17 protein-coding genes and 1 pseudogene are annotated in these 20348 nt (G+C 47.0%); 12 read left to right on the top strand and 6 right to left on the bottom strand.

Features of this window, described 5'->3' with window-relative positions:
* Positions 1-65 precede the first annotated feature (65 nt).
* Positions 66-1420 (bottom strand): annotated as a pseudogene (gene rseP, locus BST99_RS10540) (RIP metalloprotease RseP).
* A 224-nt stretch (positions 1421-1644) separates the two neighbouring features.
* On the opposite strand from rseP, the gene BST99_RS10535 reads away from it, so the two are divergent.
* Genes BST99_RS10535 through BST99_RS10515 form a run of 7 tightly spaced genes read left to right on the top strand, consistent with a single transcriptional unit; the run spans position 1645 to position 8650 of the window.
* Positions 1645-2244, top strand: a complete 600-nt coding sequence (locus tag BST99_RS10535; RefSeq protein WP_105002494.1) for an SCO family protein — start codon at positions 1645-1647, stop codon at positions 2242-2244.
* A gap of 51 nt (positions 2245-2295) precedes the next feature.
* Entirely contained in the window at positions 2296-2532 is a 237-nt protein-coding gene (locus tag BST99_RS10530; RefSeq protein WP_105001770.1) for a FeoA family protein, read from the top strand.
* Between the two features lie 3 nt (positions 2533-2535).
* Entirely contained in the window at positions 2536-4773 is a 2238-nt protein-coding gene (gene feoB / locus BST99_RS10525) for a ferrous iron transport protein B (protein ID WP_105001769.1), read from the top strand.
* Positions 4774-4787: 14 nt separating this feature from the next.
* Positions 4788-4937, top strand: coding sequence for a hypothetical protein (locus BST99_RS14380; protein ID WP_181044209.1), 150 nt, complete (start codon positions 4788-4790; stop codon positions 4935-4937).
* Between the two features lie 30 nt (positions 4938-4967).
* On the top strand, positions 4968-7037 hold the full coding sequence (locus tag BST99_RS15010) for a S41 family peptidase (RefSeq protein WP_317046155.1): 2070 nt from the start codon (positions 4968-4970) through the stop codon (positions 7035-7037).
* Positions 6986-8245 carry a PDZ domain-containing protein gene (locus BST99_RS15005; RefSeq protein ID WP_317046154.1) on the top strand — a complete coding sequence of 420 codons (1260 nt, stop codon included), beginning with the start codon at positions 6986-6988 and terminating at the stop codon, positions 8243-8245. The genes BST99_RS15010 and BST99_RS15005 overlap by 52 nt, the downstream gene beginning before the upstream one ends.
* Before the next feature lie 9 nt (positions 8246-8254).
* A complete protein-coding gene (locus BST99_RS10515) occupies positions 8255-8650 on the top strand; it encodes a SusC/RagA family TonB-linked outer membrane protein (RefSeq protein ID WP_105001768.1) in 396 nt (131 codons plus the stop codon).
* Here the strand turns inward: BST99_RS10515 and BST99_RS10510 are convergent.
* From BST99_RS10510 to BST99_RS10500, 3 genes are all read right to left on the bottom strand, one after another.
* On the bottom strand, positions 8637-9098 hold the full coding sequence (locus tag BST99_RS10510; protein ID WP_245916238.1) for a DUF2141 domain-containing protein: 462 nt from the start codon (positions 9096-9098) through the stop codon (positions 8637-8639). The genes BST99_RS10515 and BST99_RS10510 overlap by 14 nt on opposite strands.
* A gap of 213 nt (positions 9099-9311) precedes the next feature.
* The gene (locus BST99_RS10505; RefSeq protein ID WP_105001767.1) at positions 9312-10133 is read right to left on the bottom strand and encodes a ZIP family metal transporter; all 822 of its coding nucleotides are present in this window, start codon (positions 10131-10133) and stop codon (positions 9312-9314) included.
* Between the two features lie 14 nt (positions 10134-10147).
* Positions 10148-10801 carry a metal-dependent transcriptional regulator gene (locus BST99_RS10500; protein ID WP_105001766.1) on the bottom strand — a complete coding sequence of 218 codons (654 nt, stop codon included), beginning with the start codon at positions 10799-10801 and terminating at the stop codon, positions 10148-10150.
* Positions 10802-10885: 84 nt separating this feature from the next.
* Here BST99_RS10500 and BST99_RS10495 point away from each other — a divergent pair, with 84 nt between their 5' ends.
* A complete protein-coding gene (locus BST99_RS10495) occupies positions 10886-12058 on the top strand; it encodes a lycopene cyclase family protein (RefSeq protein WP_105001765.1) in 1173 nt (390 codons plus the stop codon).
* On the opposite strand, the gene BST99_RS10490 is transcribed toward BST99_RS10495, so the two are convergent.
* Entirely contained in the window at positions 12017-12988 is a 972-nt protein-coding gene (locus BST99_RS10490) for a polyprenyl synthetase family protein (protein WP_105001764.1), read from the bottom strand. The two genes, BST99_RS10495 and BST99_RS10490, sit on opposite strands and share 42 nt — an antisense overlap.
* A gap of 120 nt (positions 12989-13108) precedes the next feature.
* On the opposite strand from BST99_RS10490, the gene BST99_RS10485 reads away from it, so the two are divergent.
* The 4 genes from BST99_RS10485 to BST99_RS10470 are packed head-to-tail and all read left to right on the top strand — an operon-like array spanning position 13109 to position 19748.
* Complete coding sequence (locus tag BST99_RS10485) at positions 13109-13714, top strand: TetR/AcrR family transcriptional regulator (RefSeq protein WP_105001763.1); 606 nt, start codon at positions 13109-13111, stop codon at positions 13712-13714.
* Positions 13715-15049 carry a TolC family protein gene (locus BST99_RS10480; RefSeq protein WP_105001762.1) on the top strand — a complete coding sequence of 445 codons (1335 nt, stop codon included), beginning with the start codon at positions 13715-13717 and terminating at the stop codon, positions 15047-15049.
* A gap of 21 nt (positions 15050-15070) precedes the next feature.
* Entirely contained in the window at positions 15071-16252 is a 1182-nt protein-coding gene (locus tag BST99_RS10475) for an efflux RND transporter periplasmic adaptor subunit (protein ID WP_105001761.1), read from the top strand.
* Positions 16245-19748: an efflux RND transporter permease subunit gene (locus tag BST99_RS10470; protein WP_105001760.1), complete on the top strand. Its 3504-nt coding sequence runs from the start codon at positions 16245-16247 to the stop codon at positions 19746-19748. The genes BST99_RS10475 and BST99_RS10470 overlap by 8 nt, the downstream gene beginning before the upstream one ends.
* An 89-nt stretch (positions 19749-19837) precedes the next feature.
* Here the strand turns inward: BST99_RS10470 and BST99_RS10465 are convergent, their stop codons facing one another.
* The gene (locus tag BST99_RS10465) at positions 19838-20185 is read right to left on the bottom strand and encodes a toxin-antitoxin system YwqK family antitoxin (protein WP_105001759.1); all 348 of its coding nucleotides are present in this window, start codon (positions 20183-20185) and stop codon (positions 19838-19840) included.
* Positions 20186-20348 lie beyond the last annotated feature (163 nt).

The raw sequence follows: 20348 nt of genomic DNA, 5'->3' as shown, positions 1-20348 counted from the left end.
TCTGGTACAGCGGGTGCAAATATAATATTTCTTGATTTTGCTCCAAAGAAAAAAGAGCCTGCTTTTTAGTCAAATATCCATTTAAAGAGGTCGTTTCCGTTTGCGAAGAGCAAGAGGCCCAACAGCAAGAAGAATCCAACCATCTGGGCGTACTCCAAAAACTTGTCGGCAGGCTTGCGGCCAGAAACCATTTCGTAGAGCAAGAAGATTACGTGCCCTCCATCCAATGCGGGAATAGGCAGAATGTTCATAAAAGCCAGAATCATCGAAATAAAGGCGGTAGTCGACCAGAAGGCCGCCCAATCCCAGGAATCTGGATACATCTTGGCGATGGAGGCAAAACCACCAACCCCTTTATAGGCTCCTGTATTGACGTTGAAGATTTTACCCAGCTGTTTGACATAGCTTCCTAATACACTGATTCCCTGATCAATTCCCGCAGGGAAAGCCTGGAAGAAATTGTACTCAATGGTTTCGATTTTGAGCAAGCCAAGATCTTCCATATCATCTAAGCTAACCGCACCAGGGCGAACACCAATAGTGGCCGTATCGCTGATTTGAACAGGAATAGTCATGCGGTTGTTACCGTCGCGAACCACTTGAAGATCAATTTTTTGACCCTTGTATTTTTTAAGGATTGCTTGGGCTTCATCGTAGTAGGTCAGTTCGTCGTTCCCGATACGGGTTACGCGATCCGCTACTTTTAAACCGGAATCCTTGTTTTGAGATTCATCTGGGATTTTTCCGATGACAAAGGGCATTCTCTTCTGTAAGAACTGCACCTTGTCTTCATCTTCGATCAAGGTCGCAATAAAATCCTCAGGAAGTTCTTTTTCAATGACTTGCCCATTGCGCTCAATGGTGATGTTGTAACCATTCACCAGTTCGATAAAAACAGATCGAAACTCTTTGATGGGATCCCCATCAACTGCAATAATCTTATCTCCGGTTTGAATACCGGCTTTGTTACCGATTTTTTCTTCAACGACCCATACCCCGTCTTTGAGGCTGTCCATAGGAACGTATTCCTTTCCGTAGGCCCAGGCCATGCAGATGAAAATGATAATCGCCAGTACAAAATTGACAATCACCCCTCCCAGCATGATGATTAGACGTTGCCAAGCCGGTTTTGAGCGGAACTCCCAGGCTGAGGTTCCTGTGCCATTTGCTCGGTATCCATACTCTCGTCAATCATTCCCGAGATTTTGACATACCCTCCTAGGGGTAACCAACCGATACCATAGACGGTATCACCGATCTTCTTTTTGAAGAGGGCGTATTTGATATCAAAAAACAAGAAGAATTTTTCGACCCGCGTCTTGAAGAGCTTGGCAGGAATAAAGTGTCCCAACTCGTGAAGAACGATAAGGATAGAAAGACTTATAAGGAATTGTAATACCTGAATCACAATATTGTAGATGAATGAGTAATTAGTAAGCAGTAAAAATAGTTGTTCTAAATGGCACCTGAAAACCAGAGCGCTCTCAAAAATGGAATTGTGAAATTTTTAGCATCCCCAATACCAGGCTGATTTGATGTTTAACGGGATGGTAGCTAATTTTGTATCTCTATGCTGTCCTTTTTTCGCGCTACAAAAAGTTTGCGATTTTTTTCGCACTGTTATCGGGGGTCATCCTCATCCTGATGTACCAAGCCATCAAGCCGAAACCCTTTTTGCCCATTTACCAACCCAATATGGTCAATCCGGAGTTGGTGGACAGTACTTTACACTATACCAAGCGCTATCACAAAATCGGGGAGTTTGCCTTACTAAATCAAAATGGCAAAACTATTACCCAAGCCGATTACGAGGGTAAGATCTACATCGCGGATTTCTTTTTCACCACCTGTCCCTCTATCTGTCCGCTGATGACCAAGAATATGGCCGAGATACAGGACGTCATCATGGATGATCCCGAGGTGATGTTGCTTTCGCACAGTGTAACTCCTCAAATTGATTCGGTCGCTCAACTTAAAAAATATGCGCTGGATAAAGGGGTGAACGATGCCAAATGGAATCTGGTCACAGGAGATAAAAAGCAGATTTACCGATTGGCACGCAAATCCTACTTAGCGGTCAAAACCGATGGAGATGGCGGCCCCTATGATATGATCCACACCGAGAATTTTATTTTGGTGGACAAAGAAAAACGCATTCGTGGCTTTTACGATGGAACCAATTCGGAAGAGATCGAAAAGCTCTTGAAGGACCTGGAAACCTTGAAGGCGACCTACATGGACTAGCGGCGCTATTTTCCGTATTTTTGCACAAATTGAATTCAATCTAAATAAACATTGGCTAAAACAATCGCTCAGTTGAAGCAAGGAGAAAGCGGCATCATCAAGGCATTTATTGGTGAAGAGCTTCCGGTCAAGCTAATGGAAATGGGCTGTTTGCCGGGTAGTGCCGTTGAATTGGTCCAGATCGCTCCCCTGAACGATCCTCTTTACATTACGGTTGATGGCACCCATATGGCCATCCGTCGTGTGACTGCGGCAGAGATTGAATTAGAACAAAATCCACAGGCCTAAAGCATGAGTGACCCGATTAAAGTAGCCCTGATCGGGAACCCCAATACGGGGAAGACCTCGGTTTTTAACCAGCTCACCGGACTCAATCAAAAAGTAGGGAACTATCCTGGTATCACCGTCGAAAAGAAAACGGGTAGCAGTACATTGTCAGGAGGTCAAAAGGCCAAAATCATTGATTTACCCGGCACCTACAGTTTGAACACGACTTCTCTGGACGAGAGTGTGGCGGTAGAAATCCTGTTGAACCGAAAGAACGTTGACTTTCCGGATGTGGTCCTGGTCATTGCGGAGGTCGAAAACCTGAAGCGCAACCTGCTTCTCTACACCCAGATCAAAGACCTGAAGATTCCGACCCTTTTGGTGATCAATATGTCGGATCGCATGGAAAAGGAGGGCATTCATATTGATATCCCAGCCCTGGAGACTTCCTTGCAAACCAAAATTGTTTTGGTGAGTACGCGGAAGAAGGAGGGCGTAGATGAACTAAAGCAAGCGATCAGTAATTATGCCTCGCTCAGTCTTGAGCCGGTACTGGACGCTTCCCGTATTGACCCGCCTTACTTTGAGCGATTAAAGACGACCTTCCCGAAAGAGGACCTGTACAAGCTGTGGTTGGTCATCACCCAGGATGTGAACTTCACTCCTTTGGACAAACAACCTCTTGGGGAAGAGCTGGAGTCTTTTAAGACCCTCTCCAAGCAGCGTTTGAAGCAACTGCAGCATAAAGAAACCGCGCTCCGATACCAGTTTATCAACGGCGCTCTATCGGAGGGGTATACCGTAAATCGGCAGGAAGCCACCACCTTTCAAGCCCGATTAGACCGAATTCTAACCCACCGAATCGGGGGTTATGTGATCTTCTTTGCCATTCTCCTGCTCATCTTTCAGACCATCTTTGATTGGAGCAGTGTACCCATGGATGCTATCGATGCCCTTTTTGCGCAATTGGCGGACGGTACTAAAGAACTTTTACCTGCCGGGGTTTTTACCGATTTATTGGCAGAAGGTATCATCGCAGGCATTGGAGGCGTGGTGATCTTCATCCCGCAAATTGCTTTTCTTTTCTTCTTTATCGCTGTGCTAGAAGAAACCGGCTATATGAGCCGGGTGGTCTTTTTGATGGATAAATTGATGCGTCCCTTTGGTTTGAGCGGAAAGAGTGTGGTGCCCTTGATTTCAGGAACCGCTTGCGCTATCCCGGCCGTGATGGCCACCCGGACCATTGAGAGCTGGAAAGAACGCCTCATTACGATTTTGGTGGTTCCCTTTACCACTTGTTCTGCCCGCTTACCCGTCTACTTGATAATAACGGCATTGGTTATTCCGGAAGGCCGATTTTTTGGATTGAGTTATCAGGGGTTAACCCTCATGGGGCTCTACTTACTCGGCTTTGGCGGAGCGTTGACCGCTGCTTGGATTTTGCATAAGCTATTGAAAATCAGAAGCAAAAGCCTCTTTGTTATTGAGATGCCTCGCTACCGCAAACCGCTTTGGAGCAACGTCTTTTACACGGTACTCGAGAAGACCAAGAGTTTTGTGTTTGGTGCCGGAAAAATCATTCTGGCCATTTCGGTTGTCCTCTGGTTCTTGGGATCCAACGGTATTTCGGAGGAATTCAAAAATGCGGAGAGCCTGGTGGATACCCGTATCGAACAAGAGGGCTTAACACCTTATTCTCGGAATTACATCCAGGAAAACATGAACCGGTATGCGGCCCAGCGCCATTTGGATTTGAAGCAGTTCCAAAGTGGACAATTGGCTGCTGCTGATTTGGATTCTATCACTCAATTTAGACAGTTATTAGCGGACAATGCTCGCTTACAAGAAATTGCAAGTTACCGCCTGGAACACTCATTTATTGGCTGGGCTGGGAAGGCCATAGAACCCGTGGTACAACCCTTGGGTTACGACTGGAAGATCGGGATAGCCGTGATCACCTCCTTTGCTGCTCGTGAAGTCTTTGTGGGAACCTTGGCCACGATCTACAGTGTGGGCAGTGAGGAAGAAGAAACCATCAAACAACGGATGGGGGCCGAACTCAATAAAAAAGGAGAACCCTTATTTAATTTGGCTTCGGGGGTTTCACTCTTGCTTTTTTACGCTTTTGCCATGCAGTGTATGAGTACCCTTGCCATTGTCAAACGCGAGACCAACGGCTGGAAATGGCCGATGTTGCAGCTCGGTTTTATGAGTGTAATTGCGTATCTTACTGCTTTAATCGCCTATCAGCTATTGCAGTAGAAACTAACCTTTCTATGGAGTTTGTTCAAACGATTTTAGTCTACCTCTCTTTATTCATCGCACTCGCTTATTTGATCCGTGTTTGGTTTTGGCCACAGGCCAGCTTCAGCGGCGTCAAAAAGACCAAGCGCAATTGCGGTGATGATTCTTGTGGTTGTTCCTGATTCAATTGCTGCGGGCCAACACGAAACCCGATGAAATACTTCTCCTTATTCCTCTCCCTCTGTCTCAGCACAGCGGCTTGGGCTCAGTCGACCCGTTTATTGCGACAACCCACCATTCACCAAGACAAAATTGTTTTCGTTTACGCCAACGACCTGTGGATGACCTCTTCCAACGGGGGCTCTTCTTACCGCCTGACAAGTAACGAGGGGTACGAATCGAACCCGCACTTTTCTGCTGACGGAAAATGGATAGCCTTTTCTGCCCAGTACGACGGAAATACAGACGTTTACGTAATTCCTTCAGAAGGAGGAGAACCCAAGCGAATGACCTGGCACCCTGGTGCGGATATCGTTCAAGGCTGGACACCGGAAGGCAAGGTCTTGTTTCGTTCAGGTCGAAAGTCCCATCCAACGCAAACCAATGCCTTTTACACTGTAGGGGTCGAAGGTGGACTTCCTGTATCTGCAGGGCTTCCACGGGCGGCCTTTGGAGAAATGTCTCCGGACGGCAAGTACATGGCTTATGTGCCCATTACTTTTTGGGATCCAGGATGGCGCAATTATCGCGGAGGACAGGCCATGCCGATTTGGATCGTGAACTTGAAGACCATGAAGGTGCAGCGCACCCCTCAACCCACGGCCGAAAGACATTTGGATCCTGTCTGGTTTGGAGGAGAGGTCTACTATATTTCTGAAAGAGATTATACCGCTAATATCTGGTCATTTAATCCGGAGACGGGAACCGAAAAGCAGCACACCTTTCACAAGAAGTACGACGTCATGAGCATTGATGCTGATGCCAATGGTCTCGTTTATGAACAAGGAGGCTATTTGCACCGTTATAGTCCCGGATCAGGGAGCAGCCAGCAGTTGAGCATTAATGTGGCGGCCGACATGAATTTTTCGCGCCCGCGATGGGAACGCGTTCAGTCCTGGCAACTATCGAATGCGAGTCTTTCGCCAACCGGAAAACGAGCGCTTTTTGAGCACCGAGGTGAAATCATGAGTGTTCCCAAAGAGAAGGGCAGCTGGAGAAATATGACTCAGAGCTCAGGAGTAGCTGATCGCGCCGGACTTTGGTCTCCTAAGGGCGATCAAGTGGCTTGGTTTTCGGACGCTTCCGGGGAGTATCAGTTGGTTATTGCCGACCAGAAAGGAGCGATCAAAAAGCGGATTTCTTTCGAAAAACCGACCTTCTATTTCCGCCCGGATTGGTCCGCAGATGGTAAGCACATCGCCTATACGGATACCCACTACAACGTTTGGATTACGAATGTAGAGACCGGAAAAAGCTGGATTGCCGATACGGACGGTTTTGCCCACCCTAATCGCAGTATGAATCCGGTCTGGTCTCCCGATGGCAAGTGGGTGGCCTACGCTAAGCAACTTAAAAGTCACTTCAAGGCCATCTTCGCTTACAATGTCGACAGTAAAAAGGTCGTCCAACTCACCGATGGAATGGCGGATGCCATTAGTCCGGTCTGGGATGAAGACGGGGAGTACCTCTACTTCTTAGCCAGTACCGATTACGGCTTACAGTCGGGCTGGTTGGACATGAGTTCCTACGATCCGCAGATCAGTCGAAGTCTTTATGCGTTAGTCTTGAAGGCCAACGGAAAGGCCCCGGTTCTTCCGGAAAGCGACGAAGAAAAGGCGACGGCATCAGCAGCAGCTAAACCCAATGCGAAAAAGGACAAGAAGAAATCCAAAGACACCAAAAAAGAAGAGGCTCCTAAGCTAAAACCGGTGGTGATTGACGCCAAAGGAATCTATGATCGGGCCATTCCTCTGGATCTGCCTGCGCGCAACTATGTGGGCCTAGCCAAGGCGCCCAAGCACTTCGTTTTTGTATGGGAATCCATTCCGAATGAGAGAGGCTTGAAGGCGCACAAGTACGATGTGAAAAAGCAAAAGCCCTCCGATTATGCGGATGGACTGAGCCAAATGGTGGTTTCTCATGACCGTAAATCGGCTCTATTGAATAAGGGGGGAGCCTGGAGCATCAGCTCTACGGCATCAGCCCTAAAGGAGGTAAAGACAACCTCAAAATGGACTTGCAAGTCAAAGTGGACCCGCAAGCAGAGTACGCTCAAATCCTAAAAGAAGGATGGCGTTTTATGCGGGATTTTCTCTATGTGGACAATACCCATGGAGCTCCTTGGAATACGATTTACGAGTGGTATTCGCCTTGGGTGAAGCACGTGCGTCACCGCACCGATATGAACTACCTCATTGATATGATGAGTGGAGAAATCGCCATTGGACACTCTTATGTGGGAGGAGGCGATATGCCCGATGTGGATTTTGTACCGGTAGGCCTTCTGGGTTGTGATTTTGTAGCCGAAGGAAACTACTACCGTATGGCTAAAATTTATTCGGGTGAGCGTTGGAATACCGGTCTAAAAGCACCCTTGGCCCAGCCGGGTCTTCAAGTGAAAGAAGGAGATTATATTCTGGCTATTGAGGGGCAAACCCTTACAGCTGGAGTGAATCCTTATTCCCTTTTAGAGCAAAGGGCTGGCCGTGTGACCCGTCTTCTGGTCAACAGCAAGGCAAGCCGCGAAGGGGCCAAAGAGATTTTAGTGGAGCCTTTGCGTTCCGAGAATCGTTTGCGCACGGTGGAGTGGGTAGAATCCAATCGCCGTCGTGTCGATGAACTCTCCGGTGGAAAACTGGCCTACGTCTATGTTCCGAATACGGCTGGTGCTGGTTTCACTTCTTTTAACCGCTACTACTTCTCTCAGCAAGACAAGAAGGGAGTCGTGATCGATGAGCGCAACAACGGCGGAGGTTCTGCCGCCGATTATATGATTGACATTATGGCCCGTAAACCCTTTGGCTACTTCAATAGCAAGGCGGGAGATCGCCATCCATGGACGACTCCAAATGCTGGAATATGGGGGCCTAAGGTTATGATCATCAACGAACGCGCTGGGTCAGGAGGAGACTTATTACCTTATATGTTCAAGGCGCAGGGTCTTGGGCCACTGGTCGGAACCCGCACTTGGGGAGGTTTGGTAGGGACCTGGGATACCCCACGATTCATCGACGGGGGTTATATGATTGCCCCACGTGGTGGTTTCTACGATTTGGACGGTCAGTGGGCTGTTGAAGGGGAAGGCATCGCCCCGGATATTGAAGTAATTCAAGATCCCAAAGCCGTTCTTGGTGGTGCTGATCCTCAGTTGGAGCGCGCTGTACAGGAAGCCATGAGACTATTGAAAGGAAATGAATTCAAGTTCAAGCCCGAGCCTGCTCCTCCAGTACGCTGGAAGCGCGCAGCGGGTTATGAGAAGGAACCGAATTAAATCTTAAGCATGAAAATAACCATCCGCCTAGTCAGCTTGCTTTTGTTTTTAAGTCTAGCCAGCTGTATCAGTACACAACCGACCCAGGCAGGAGCCCTGGGTCAGGAATTGGAAGAGAAAAACCGCAATAACCTCTCTTTGTTGCAGCGTATTCGTCAATTGCCTGGAGTCACTATTAGCAATGGGGTTCCGGTAATCATCAATACGGCGAACAGCATCGATAAGAGTGCGAATGTGGAACCTCTCTATGTTTTAAATAACTATATCGTAGGAAACAGTTTTCGGTCCGTCATTGAACTTGTAGACAGTTACAATGTCAAGTCGGTTCGGAAGTTATCTTCCTCCGAGGCCTCGTTTTACGGTTCCAGAGCTGGAAATGGAGTGATTAAGATTACGACTTACTAATCGGAATCTCTATGAGCATGTCTTCTTGAAGTTTGAAAGCGCAGTCCTTAAAAGGAGGAGGCCCAAAGGCTCTCATTTTTGCCTTGGAAAAGGCCACCTTTTCTTTGGGGATGCCTAACCAGTTTTTATCGAGTTCTGAATTGCTGTTTTCGTCGTGGTAAAGGGCAATGGCATAGGTTCCCTGGGGTAAATCTTTAAATACGATTTGTGTGGTGCCTTTGGAAGTCTTGGCGCTTCCCGCTCGGTACACCTGTTCAAACTTTAGAAAACCATCGGCGCTGGTGTAGAGAGCAACCCGAATGTGTCCCTCACTTTTGGGGATTCCAGTGACCTTGACTTGTAGGTTGTGCTGAGCGGAAAGTGCTACTGTGCACAGCAATAGGACAGTAAAGAAGGCTTTTTTGAACATATCTGCGAATTTCGTCTTTTCTGAGAGTACTTTCTCCATATTTCTTAATTAGATGGAACTAAACTAGCAGCTCACGAACCGTGCCACTACTAATCTTTGGATTCAATGGTGTTCTATCTCGGAAAAAGGGGAAGCCGAAGACGACGCCTGCGATTTTGAGGTGATATATGCCTCCATTTATGAAAATCAGCGCTGGAGATTCGGCACTCTGGAGAGTCTCGATCCGGTTTTGCTATTGGACTAAAAAAGAGATTAACCCAGACCTACATCCAGCATCATCATAATAATGAAGCCGGCGATAAAGCCCATGGTAGCGATATCGGTGTATTTGTCCCGCTGTGTTTCTGGAATAACCTCTTCTACGACCACAAAGATCATCGCGCCTGCGGCAAAGGACAGGGCGTAGGGTAAGATCGGTTCAAAGGTCAATACGGCCCAGGCACCGACTACCCCGGCAATCGGCTCCACAATAGCAGAGGCTTGTCCGTACATCCAGCTCTTGGTACGGCTAAGTCCCATTCGACGGATCGGCATAGCCACTGCAAAGCCTTCTGGAAAGTTTTGCAAACCAATTCCCAGGGCCAAGGCGACTGCTCCGCCAATGGTAGCGCCCTCAAAACCGGAGGCCACTCCACCAAAAAGAACACCGACCGCCAGTCCTTCAGGAATATTGTGCAGGGTAATGGCCAAGATCAATAAGGTGGTTCTGTGCCAGGGGGTTTTGATCCCCTCTTTTTCACTTTCCTTAAAATTGATATGCAAGTGGGGCAGAACTTTGTCCAATCCAAAGATAAAGGCAGCGCCGAGTAAGAAACCAACGGCAGCTGGAATGACTTTAACAAAACCCTCACCAGGACTCATTTCGATTCCTGGGGCAAGTAAGCTCCAAAAACTAGCGGCGACCATAACACCTCCTGTAAAGCCCAGCATGCCGTCAAGAACGGCCCTGTTCATGGTTCTAAAAAGGAAGACTAATCCAGCGCCCGCTGCGGTAAGTCCCCAGGTAAACAGGGTGGCATAGAGGGCTGCGGTGATGGGGTTAATACTTTCGAGATAAGAGATGACTTGATCCATAGTGTGGGATGGAATTAATCGGTTTTGATATAAAGGTTGGTGGCGATTTGATGAGAAAGCCTTAGCGAACGTCCCTGAATTTCAATTTGCAGGGACTGATCAAAACTTTCTCTTTCAATCAAGCGGATGGACTGACCCAGAGCGATCTGATTTTTATCCAGGTACTGTAAAAAACTAGTCGAAGTGTCCTTAACCCCAACAAAAAGGCCATTTTGACCCTCTTCCAGTTCGCTGAGAAGGGTTTTCTTCTGTACAGCCAGAAGACCGTCCTTTCCTGGGATAGGGTCCCCGTGGGGGTCAAATTTGGGGTAATTCAGCAGAGCGTCGAGGCGATCGATGAGTTGCTCGCTTTTAATATGCTCCAGTTGTTCGGCTACTTCGTGCACTTCATCCCATTGGAAGTCCAGCTTTTCATACAGAAAGACTTCCCAGAGCCGGTGCTTTCGGATGATTTGTAATGCCGTCTGTTTGCCTAAACTGGTCAAGACCACCCCTTGGTATTTTTGGTAGTCTACCAGGTTTTTCTCGGCTAGCTTTTTCGCCATATCGGTGACCGAGGAGGGCTTGGTTTCCATTTGAGCCGCAATGGCGTTGGTGGATACCGGAACTTTTTCGTCTCCTCCCAGGTGGTAGATTGTCTTGAGGTAATTTTCTTCAGACCGGGTCAAATCACTGTGGTTTTATGCAAATGTAATCTTTTTTTAGGGATGTCTAAAAAAGAAAAGCCCGCCGGAAATGGCTACCTTTAAAAGATGATTTACGATTACGCTTTCGTAGGAGCTGGGGCAGCAGGCTTGTTGGTCCTACGTACACTCTTGGATGACCCTTATTTTGCGGATAAGCGTATTCTGGTACTCGAAAAGGACCGCAAGGATACCAATGACAGGACCTGGTGTTTTTGGGAGCCGGGCCCTGGTGCACAAGATGAATTCCTCGATAAAACATGGAGCCAGATTGAGATTGGTTCGTTGAAACAGCGAATCCAAACCCCCATCGCACCCTACACCTATAAAATGGTTCGTTCCAAGGGTTTTTACCAAGGAATGGCCTTAAGGATGGCCGAGGCCCCTAATCTGGAACGTATACAAGAGGAAGTGCAGGATCTGCAAGAAAATCAAGAAGAAGTAGTCTTGAAATGTGCCGGTCAAGAGTTCAGAGCGAAGCAGGTATTTGACAGTCGTTTTGATTACCGCACCTTGCTGGATCAAAAGCGGTATCCGGTTTTACAACAGCATTTTTTGGGCTGGTTTGTGAAAGTCGAGGAAGATGTATTTGAGCCGGATCAGGCCACCTTTATGGACTTTCAAATTCCGCAAAAAGGGAATACCCGATTTATGTATGTTTTGCCTTTAAGTAAACGGGAAGCCCTGTTGGAATACACCTTATTTTCTGCCGAACCTCTGAAGAAAGAAGAGTATGAAGCAGGGATAGAGGAATACCTCCGGGACAAGCTGAAAGTAAAAAAATACCAAGTGGTTGAAAAAGAAAGTGGGAATATCCCCATGACCTGTTATCCGCTCTGGGAGAAGACAACCAAAAGAATTATACCTATTGGTATGGCAGGAGGATGGGCCAAAGCCAGCACCGGCTATACTTTCAAGAAAAGCGAGCGCAAAGCTCGATCCCTAGCGGCTTTCTTGAAAACGGGTAAGCCCTTACATCAATTTGCCCGCTTGGATCGGTTCTGGTTTTACGATCTTTTGCTCTTGGATATCCTCTGGAGAAGAAACGAATTGGGCGCTGGTATTTTTGGGCGTCTTTTTGAGCGACGGGCTCCTCAGCTAATTTTTAAATTTTTGGATGAGCGAACGAATTTTTGGGAAGAAATTCAGGTCATGTCTTCCTCCAATGCCTGGCTCTTTTTAGGTGCCTTAAGGCGGAATTTATACCGTACGGTTCATCAGGTATTCTCCAAATCCTCTTAGCTCTTCTAAGCGAGCGGCCTCTGTTTGAATAGTGTCGAGTTGATCAAAGGCGCGTTGTGTATAATCCGCGATCGCCTCTCTTGTGGCGATTACAGCTCCTGTATTTTGAAAGAGCACTTTGACTTGTTCTACTTTTTCATCGGAAGCTTCCGTGGTTTCATACCAACCATCCAAGGCGGCTTTGTCTTCGGCTGACCCCAGTTCTTGTGCTTTGATGTAGAGGAAGGTCTTTTTGTTTTCCAGAATATCGCCCCCGACTTGTTTACCGAAGGTCTCTGGATTTCCAAAGGCATCCAGGTAATCATCCTTGATCTGGAAGGCGGTTCCTAGCAAGACACCATACCGATAAAGGGCGTTTTGGTTGTCTTGGTTTTGACCTGCCACAATGGCGCCCATTTGTAACGCGGCCCCGAGGAGAACAGCCGTTTTGTACTCGATCATTTTGAGGTATTCTTCCAGAGCAACCACTTTGCGGTCTTCGAACTCAACATCGTATTGCTGACCTTCACAAACTTCCAGTGCGGTTTTGCTGAACAGGCTTACCAAAGCGCTCATGGTCGCAGGCTCATACTTTTCAAAGAGTTGGTAGGCCTTGATCAAAAGAGCGTCTCCTGACAGTATACCTGTATTCACATCCCATTTGTGGTGGACCGTCGGCTTACCCCTTCTCAAGGGAGCCTCATCCATAATATCGTCGTGAACCAGAGAAAAGTTATGGAATACCTCTACCGCCAAGGCGGCGTCGAGGGCCTTGCGGCAATCCGTCCCAAAAAGTTCTGCACCCATCAGTGTCAAGGCCGGCCGCATACGCTTGCCGCCTTGCTTCATGATGTAGTTCATCGGATCGTACAAACCTTTGGGTTCCCCCGGTTGGATATAGGATTCGATGTGATCTTCTAGGAGTTGGCGATAAGTATCAAGGCTGGGCATGAAGGCGTTTTGCTGCAAAAATACGGCAAATTTAAGGGGATGTTAAATCTTTGTAAAACCGAGGAAACTTTTTTGGTATTAAAAGTTTCCAGTCTAGTTTTGCATTGATTTTAGTACCCCGTGAAAGAAGAAATTTTAAATAGAGCGACGGAAATGTTTTTGAACCTGGGGTTCAAAAGCGTGACCATGGACGATTTGGCCAAAAGAATGTCCATTTCGAAAAAAACGATCTACAGTCACTTCTGTAACAAGACCAAATTGGTTGAAGAAAGTACCATGCACTTGTTCAATGTGATTACGGATGGTATTGACGAGATTGTTGCCCAAGAAAAGAATCCCATTGAAGAGCTGTACGAAATCAAAAAGCTCGTCATGGGACATCTGAATGACGAAAAAGCTTCCCCTCAATTTCAATTACAAAAGTACTACCCCAAGGTCCACCGCTGCCTGAAGACCATGCAGTTTGACAAGATGCACGGATGTGTGTTGAAGAACGTACAGCGCGGGGTCGAAATGGGTCTCTATCGCCCCAATTTGGATGCAGAGTTTGTCGCTCGCATTTATTTTGCCGGGGTCAACAACATCAAAGATTCTGAATATTTCTCTACAGGAGAATTCTCCCAAGCCGTATTGATGGACAACTTCCTCGAGTACCACTTACGCGGGATTGTAACTCCTGAGGGTCGACAAAAATTAAACTCAATCATTAACTCTAACCAAGAATAAATGCGATCCATTTTGGTTACCCTCGTCCTCGTACTTGGGTTTTTTCAGGCTCATGCTCAAGAAGAGCCTACATCTTTTAGCCTACAAGAGGCTATTGACTATGCATTGAAGTACAACTACAGTATTCTCAATGCCGACCGGGATTTGCTCGACGCCCAGAAGCAGAAATGGGAAGTCATTGCATCCGGACTGCCACAGATCAGTGCCGCGGTCAGCTACCAGAATCAGCTGAAGCAGCCTGTCAATCAGATTCCTGCCGAATTTTTTGGGGGTGAACCCGGAACTTTTGCTGAGGTTGTCTTTGGTCAGCCCCAGTCGGTTACGGCTTTTGCGACCCTGACACAGCAGATTTTTGATGGATCTTATATCGTTGGTGTTCAGGCGACCCAGACCTTTCTTCGTTACTCCGAAAACAACAAGAAAAAAACAGATCAGGAAGTCCTTCAATCGGTGGTGGAAGCCTACGGGAATGTGCTTTTAGCGCAAGAAAGTGTACTCATTTTCAGAAAGAATCTGGCAACTTTAGAAAAGAACCTCTACGAGACCAAGCGCATCTTTGAAAATGGCCTCGGGGACCAGGAAAGTGTTGACCAGTTGCAAATCACCTTTACTTCGGTAGAGAATCAGCTGAAGAACGCAGAGCGTCTGGAAAAGATCACCCTGCAAATGCTCAACGTACTGTTGGGTAGAGAAGTCGGTTCTGAATTGGTCCTAACGGATAAGCTAAACGAACTGACCCAAAGCCAGATCAACTACAACCTTTTGGAATCGGATCTGGTCCTGGAAAACAATATCGATTATCAAATAGTCGAAAACCTTAACGATCAACGTCGTCTGGAGTTGAAGCTGGCGAAAAGCCGGGCTTTGCCGACCTTGAATGCCTTTGTCAACTATGGGTTTTCAGGCTTTGGTGAGCAATTCAACTTTTTGCAGCGAGAGCAAGATTGGTTTGCTTCTTCCGTATTGGGAATCGATTTACGTGTTCCCATCTTCAGTTCACTAGGTCGCAGCGCCAGTACCCAACGGGCTAAAATTGCCTACGAGAAGGCCAAGACCCAGAAGAAAGAAACCGAACAACTCATTTGGTTGCAACACGAAACAGCCAAGAGCAATTACATTTTGGCTATCGAAGAGTACAACACTTCCAAGAAAAACTTGGAACTGGCAGAGCGTATAGAAGGGCAAAATCAGGTGAAGTACAGCGAAGGAGTTGCCAGTAGTTTTGAGCTGCGTCAAGCACAAACCCAGCTCTACTCTGCACAACAAGAGTACCTGCAAAACATGGTGCGGGTAATCAATAGCAAAACAGAACTACAGAACATCTTGAACAAATAAACACAATCAGAAAACCATATCATGAAAAAATTCATTTCACTCTTTTTACTTCTCGGATTGCTCGCCTGCGGTGAGGAACAGAGCGTTGATCAAGTGATCGAAGGGAAGGATCTCGATGCTATTCGCACCATGCGCAACGACATCTCCGGACAAAAGAAAGCATTAGAGGCTCAGCTGGTCCAATTGGACTCGGCTATCGCCGCAATTGACGGAGGAGGAAATCTTCCTTTAGTTACCAGCATGGCGGTAGAACCACAGTTGTTCAATCATTACCTGGATTTACAAGGAGGGGTAAGCACAAAACAAAATGTGTTGGTTTACCCAGAGATGGCCGGTACCTTGGTGAAAGTCTATGTCAGAGAAGGACAGCGCGTGAAAAAAGGACAACTCCTCGGATTAATCGACGACGGGGGTACATCCAGTTCCTTGGCGCAAATGAAAGCCCAGGCGGAGTTGGCCAAAACAACTTACGAACGTCAAAAGCGTCTATGGGACCAAAACATCGGTTCCGAAATTCAATTTCTGCAGGCGAAAACGAACTACGAAGCCCAAAAAAATGCAGTAGCGCAGATGGAAAGCACCCTGGGGAAATTCCGATTGGTCGCTCCATTTAGCGGAGTTGTAGACGATGTATTCAAAGATCAGGGAACCGTTGTTTCGCCTGGACCTGGAGCCGAAGTCTTCCGCGTGGTAAACTTATCGGATATGTTTATCGAGGTGGATGTGCCAGAAGCGCATTTGCCTAATGTAACCGCTGGGAAAACGGTCGAAGTTTACTTCCCTATTTTGGATGAAACCGTAAAGACCAAAGTCCGTCAAACAGGTAACTTCATCAAGCCTGGGAACCGTTCTTTCCGCGCAGAAATACCTGTTCCAGCTCTCGGCGGAAAAGTGAAGCCGAACATGGTTGCTAAGGTAAGAATCAACGATTACACCAACGGCGAAGCCCTTTTGATCCCTCAAAGTGTAGTCTCAGAGAATGCAGCGGGGGAGCAGTATATCTATGTGGTTCAGCCGCAGGAAGGTGACAAGAACCCAACGGTGACTAAAGCGGTGATCAAAACTGGCCTTACCCAAGGAGACTATATCGAAGTCTTGGACGGCATTGCTCAGGGAACAGAAATCATCATTGAAGGAGCCCGAAGCGTACGTGACAAGCAGGAAGTAAAAGTTCTCACCTCTGAATTGACCAGCAATGAGTAATAAAGCAGAAAAAAACGCCAACAAGGAATTCAGACTATCGTCTTGGGCCATTGACAATCCGTCAGTGATCTGGGTGATGATCGGCTTGTTCCTTTTCATCGGAGTCTCTTCTTATTTCACGATGCCAAGGGAGGAATTTCCAGAGGTGAATGAAACCAAGATTTATGTCAGTACCCTGTATCCGGGGAACACGGCGGAAGACATCGAACGGTTGATCGTAGACCCTTTGGAAGACCGCCTGAAGAACGTGAGTAATGTCGTTGAGGTGACCTCTACTTCTCAGGAGGATTACGGAATGATCGTGGTCGAGTTTGATGAGAATATTACCGTGGAATCGGCCAAGCAGAAGGTGAAAGATGAAGTGGATGCCGAAAAGTCGACAGAAGACTGGCCCATTTTCAACAATGCCAAGGTCGACCCCAATGTATTTGATTTGAACCTGGCGGAGTCTTTCCCCATCATGAACGTTAACCTCACCGGGGATTATCCGGTTGATAAGCTCAAGTTATACGCCGAACACCTGGAAGATCAAATCGAAGACCTCAAAGAAATTAAGGAGGTCGATATCCGAGGAGCTCAGGAAAAAGAGGTAGAAGTCGCAGTGGATATCTACAAAATGATGGCGGCTAAAGTCAGCTTTGAGGATGTCTTAGGAGCCATCGGTAATGGAAATATGACGATGTCTGCCGGGAACTTGATCACGGCGGGTCAACGTCGTACGGTGAGTATTCTGGGTGAAATCGAGAAGCCTGAGGAGCTTACCGGCTTTGTAGTGAAATCCGAGAATGGAGCCGTTTATTTAGGGGATATCGCAGAGGTTACCTTCAAGGAGGAAGACCGCACGACCTATGCCCGTGAAATGGGGGCCAGCGTGGTCATGTTGGACGTCAAGAAGCGTTCCGGTGCGAATGCGGTAAAAGCAGCAGAGCAGATTCGTGAAATGGTTGCAGACGCACAAGCAGAGTTTTTTCCGCCGGATCTGCAAGTCACTATTGCCAACGATTCGAGTTCCATTACCCTGAATCAGGTAGAAGATTTGGTGAACAACATCATCTTTGGGATCATCCTGGTGGTCACGGTTTTGATGTTCTTCCTCGGGTTTAGAAACGCCCTTTTCGTAGGGTTTGCCATCCCCATGTCGATGTTCATGTCTTTCATGATTTTATCGGCGCTGGGATATACGATGAACACCATGATTCTTTTTGGACTGATTATGGGTCTGGGGATGCTGGTGGATAACGGGGTAGTGGTCGTCGAAAACGTCTACCGTCTGATGGAGCAGGAAGGAATGTCTCGTGCTGAAGCGGCCAAAAAAGGGATCGGGGAAATTGCTTTTCCCATTATCATTTCGACCCTGACGACCGTAGCGGCCTTTGTTCCTCTAGGTCTTTGGCCGGGAATCATGGGGCAGTTTATGATTTACTTCCCGATTACCCTTTCGGTCGTCCTCGGTTCGTCCTTGTTCGTGGCCATCTTCATGAACTCCATGTTGGTTTCTAAATTCATGGTGGTGGGCGAAGAGGCGATGAGTATGAAGGCTCTAATAAGCCTGAGTGCTGTCTTTGTTCCGATCGGAGCTTTCATTCTGATTTTTGGAGGTTCGGTACGTGGACTGGGTACGCTGATGATCGTGATAGCGGCCATGTTCTGGATCTATCGTTTTGTATTGCGTGGCCTGGCCATTTGGTTTCAGACCAAGGTGCTTACCCGTTTCGAGAACTTCTACGAAGGAGTCCTTCAGGTGGCGCTGCGCGGTAAAAATGTGTACGCTTACTTTGGAGTGACGGTTTTGATGTTGATTGCGGCCTTTATGGCCTTTGGGTCCTCTCTGCGATCAGGGCGTACCAAGGTGGAGTTCTTTCCGGACAACACCCCCAAAGAAATCTATGTCTACATCGAATACCCTCAGGGAACAGATATCGAAAAGACGAACGAGATTACCCTGGCCATTGAAGAGCAGGTGTACAGCATTATCAATGGTGATAAATACGAAGGAAAAGAAGAAAACATCCTGGTGGAATCCAGTATTTCTCAGGTCGGTAAAGGTGCAGAGAACCCCTTTACAGAAGGTGGTTCAGCCGCAGAAATGCCTCACCGTGGAAAGATCACCATTTCCATGCGTGAGTTTAAGTTTAGAGAGGGTTCGGATTCTGAGGCTCTGCGAGGAGAAATTCAGGAAAGTGTTAAGGATAGATACCCAGGAGTGGCGATTTCCGTTGAGAAAGACTACGTTGGACCTCCAGCTGGATACCCGATTAACGTCGAGATAGAAGGTCAGAATTACGATACCCTTATTGCCGTAGCAGAGCGCATGCGTGAATTCATCAATACCAAGAATATCGCCGGTATTGAAGAACTCAAGATCGATGTAAACAAGGGCAAGCCAGGCATGCAGGTGATCGTTGATCGCCAAAAAGCAGGAGAATTGGGCGTGGCTGTTGGACAGGTTGGACAACAGCTCAGACGTTCCTTATTCGGTGATAAAGCGGGGATTTACAAGAAAGACGGAGAGGATTACAACATTAATGTTCGTTTTGAGAAGGATCTGCGCTACAACACTAGTGCCCTTTTTGATCAACGAATCATCTTCCGTGATCCTTCGAATGGACAAATCAAAGAGATACCGGTATCGGCTGTGGCTTCACAGCGCAACACCTCTTCCTTTAGTGCGATCAAGCACAAAGACGGTAAGCGGGTCGTGACGGTTTACTCGGCTTTAAAGCCAGGATTTACTGATGCAGGGGCTATTGTCGAGAAGATCAAACTAGAAATGGAAGAGTTTGTCGGATTGCCTGATGCTGTAAAAATTGATTATACCGGTCAGATCGAAGAGCAGAATAAGCAGATGGAATTTCTGGTTGGAGCCTTCTTCACCGGTCTCGGATTGATTATGTTGATTCTGGTTTTCCAGTTTGGAAGCATCTCGAAGCCAACCATCATTATGTTGGCGATCTTCCTCAGTTTTATCGGCGTATTTGGAGGTCTGATGGCGACCGGATGGCCATTCGTGATCATGATGACCATGATGGGGATTATCTCGCTAGCAGGAATTGTGGTGAACAATGGGGTAGTGCTCTTGGATTACACGCAGATTCTGATTGACCGGAAGAAGCTGGAACTCGGTTTGCCGGATGAGGTATTACTGACCCGTGAAGAGGTGACCGAAGTGATCGTAAGAGGAGGAAAGGCCCGTTTGCGTCCGGTAATCCTAACAGCGATCACCACAGTATTGGGCTTGATTCCCTTGGCGATTGGTTTGAACATCAACTTTATGACCTTGTTTTCGGATTTCGATGCTCAGATTTATATGGGGGGAGATAACGTAATCTTCTGGCCCTTGGCTTGGACGGTCATCTTTGGATTAATCGTGGCGACCTTTTTGACCCTGATCATTGTTCCGGTTCTTTTCAATATCGTGTACCGATTGAAGATTAGAATACGAGGAGGAAGAAATCAACAGAAAGCAGAGCGTGAAGAGTTGGGTCTGGTGGCCTAGGCCCTGAATTGAGACTTTTAGGTATAACAAAAAGCCCCTGGATTTCCATTGATGGAAGCAGGGGCTTTTCGTATTAAACACTCACTCATTTACTCAACGTAAACAAGTTCTGATTTATTCCATTTTTTAACATTTTTTATGATGTTTTTTTCGAATTCGACCTCCGTAAGGGTTCCTTCAGACCAAAACATCCAACGTCCTTGTTTGACCCCTTCATCATATCGCCCAACAGCGATCTTCTTACCGGTATCATCGTATTGTAGCCACTGACCGTGTGGTTTACCATTGAGCAAATACCCGGTTTGGGCCACTTGGCCGTTTTCGTGGTAAACTGTTTTTTCTACGAGTTTCCCGACTTTTTCTAATTTACTTTCTGCCTCTTGTCCGTAAGCCACTAGGCCCAGGCTGAGGAATGCTATGAGGATGATCTTTTTCATTATTTCGGGTATTTTAACGTCAAGTTGATTCAAAGGTAACAATTAATATGCAAATAGTTTACAATCACGTAACATTAAATTTACAATAGAAAATTAAAACCCATGTAATCAGTAATTTAACTTTTAAGTTTTCGACAAGATGCACTCTGGTTTGACCCCTTGA

The sequence above is a fragment of the Aureicoccus marinus genome, assembly GCF_002954325.1.
In the GTDB taxonomy this organism is placed as follows: Bacteria; Bacteroidota; Bacteroidia; order Flavobacteriales; family Flavobacteriaceae; genus Aureicoccus; species Aureicoccus marinus.
Note: the sequence above shows the minus strand (reverse complement) of the source record. Positions and strands in the feature narration are given on the sequence as shown.